Here is a 708-nt window from a genome sequence, read left to right as displayed (position 1 = left end):
AAAAAGAAATTGAAGATGTTTTAGTAGAATTGAGAATTGCATCTGGAGATTCCACCAACCCTGAGAGATTTGAAAAAATTTGCGCTATTTGTTTCGAAATGTTGGGATACGATAGTAAATGGATTGGCGGATCAGGTGACACAGATATTCTGGTTCAAACCATATCATCTCCAAAATTTTCATATAGAATTATTATCGATACTAAATCAACAAGCTCCCCTTCTGTAAATGAAAGTCAAATTGATTTTGATACATTAAAAGAACATAAATTAAAAAACAATGCTGATTTTGTCGTTATAGTCGGGAAATCATTTTCATCATCAAGATTATTACATAGAGCTGAAGAACATGGGGTAGTGCTGATCGATATAGAGAGTTTGAGTGATTTGATTTTAAGCCATATGAAGGTCCCACTTTCATATGAATCATATAAAAATCTTTTTTTGTCTGGTGGTCTATTAGACTTAACAAAAATTGAAGAAGATAGCAATTATTTAATACGAAAGAATAACTTGATTAAAGAAATATTGAATTGTTTAATTGAACAGAATGACGATGAAGTTACTAACGGTATTTTGACTGAGAGAGAAATATATTTCATTCTCAAGAATTCAAATTTATTAAAAGCAAATCTTTCATTGAAGGAAATTCAAGACACGCTAACTTTTTTATCTTCCCCCTTTATCAACGGTATAAGAAAGACTAAAG

At 30.4% G+C, this 708-nt stretch carries 1 protein-coding gene; it reads left to right on the top strand.

Translation table 11 applies throughout. The annotated features are described in order from the left end of the window. Positions 1-708 (top strand): restriction endonuclease (locus MR160_RS33750; RefSeq protein ID WP_242299225.1); only part of this gene is annotated, 708 nt, incomplete at both ends.

Source organism: Bacillus cereus group sp. BfR-BA-01382 (genome assembly GCF_022663475.1).
GTDB lineage: Bacteria > Bacillota > Bacilli > Bacillales > Bacillaceae_G > Bacillus_A > Bacillus_A thuringiensis_S.
The sequence above is the reverse complement of the archived record's forward strand: the minus strand, read 5'-3'. Positions and strand labels throughout refer to the sequence as shown.